The organism is Rhodococcus sp. EPR-147, assembly GCF_001647185.1.
Lineage (GTDB): Bacteria > Actinomycetota > Actinomycetes > Mycobacteriales > Mycobacteriaceae > Rhodococcoides.
The window spans coordinates 1-1,474 of record NZ_LVCU01000465.1 but is presented as its reverse complement, the minus strand read 5'-3'; the positions used below and the strand labels follow the sequence as shown (position 1 = coordinate 1,474).

1 protein-coding gene is annotated in these 1,474 nt (G+C 63.0%); it reads right to left on the bottom strand.

The annotated features are described in order from the left end of the window. Positions 1-74 precede the first annotated feature (74 nt). Positions 75-1,334, bottom strand: a complete 1,260-nt coding sequence (locus tag A2J02_RS20120) for an IS256 family transposase (protein ID WP_068052702.1) — start codon at positions 1,332-1,334, stop codon at positions 75-77. Between the last annotated feature and the right edge of the window lie 140 nt (positions 1,335-1,474).

Genomic DNA, 1,474 nt, shown 5'->3' with positions numbered 1-1,474 from the left:
GATAGTGCCCCATGGGGTGGTGTAATTCGGATCGGTGAACCATCCGGTTCATGATCAACGAGTTGTGTTGTATGTTAGGCGCTTTCGAGCTGAGGTGTCAACGACTCAGCGGTCGTGTCGGTTGATACTGCAGCGCGTTCCTTCCTGGCGATGACGACCCTCAGCTCGTCCATCGACACGTCGGAGACGTAGCGGCGGGTCACTTGCCACTCGTCGTGCGCTTCGATCACCACCGCGGTCGCCAGGCGCAGGAACGCCGCCGGGTTGGGGAAGATCTCCACGACATCGGCGCGGCGTTTGATCTCCTTGTTGAGTCGTTCGATCGGATTGTTCGACCAGATTTTCTGCCAATGCGACTTCGGGAACGCACGGAACGCGAGCACATCTTCCTTCGCACCGTCCATCATCGCCGACACCTTCGGAAACGACCCGGCGAGCGTCTGCGCGACCTGATCCCACTGCGCTGCAACAGCATCCGGCTCGGTGTGCGCGAAGATCGTCTTGATCGCCGCCATCACCGGAGGCACCTGCTTCGACGACACCGCGGAAGTGACGTTCCGCATGAAATGCACCCGGCAACGCTGCCACGACGCCCCGGTGAACTGCTGCGCCACAGCAGCTTTCAAACCGGCATGCGCATCGGAGATCACCAGATGCACCCCCGACAGCCCCCGCGCCTTGAGCCCGATCAGGAACTCCCGCCAGAAATCGAACGACTCACTGTCCCCGACCGCGGTGCCCAACACTTCACGGGTGCCGTCGATCGACACCCCGGTCGCGACGACGAGCGCATGCGAGACCACATGCGCCCCGATCCGCACCTTGCAATACGTCGCGTCGAGGAAGACGTACGGAAACGTGGTGTGGGTCAACGTTCGCTCACGAAACCGCGCGATCTCCGTATCGAGCCCTTGGCAAATTCTCGACACAGTCGACTTCGAGACGCCCGAGTCAACACCCAACGCTGCGACGAGGTCGTCGACGTTGCGGGTCGACACTCCGTGCACGTAGGCCTCCATGATCACCGCGTACAACGCCTGATCGATGCGTCGGCGACGCTCGAGCAGGCTGGGGAAGAACGACCCTGTGCGCAGCTTCGGGATCTGGATCTCGACGTCTCCGCTGGTCGTCGACACCGTCTTCGAGCGGGTGCCGTTCCGGTAGTTCGTGCGCTCGGCCGTCCGCTCGTAGCGGCCGGCACCGAGGACCTCGGTCGCTTCGGCGTCGATCAGCGCCTGCAGGCCGGCGCGGATCAGCTCGGCGAACACCGACGCCGGGTCTGCACCCTTGAGTGCATCGAGCTGGGTGATCAGGGCAGAATGGTCGTGGGTCATCGCGTGGTCCTTTGGTCGAGTCACTGTGAGAGGTAACTCGTTCATCACTACGCGATGGCCCACCCACAACACGGGTACGACACGCCCGAGCTGCGGCTACGCCGCCTCACCGAATGTCCACCACCCCACGGGACTTACCC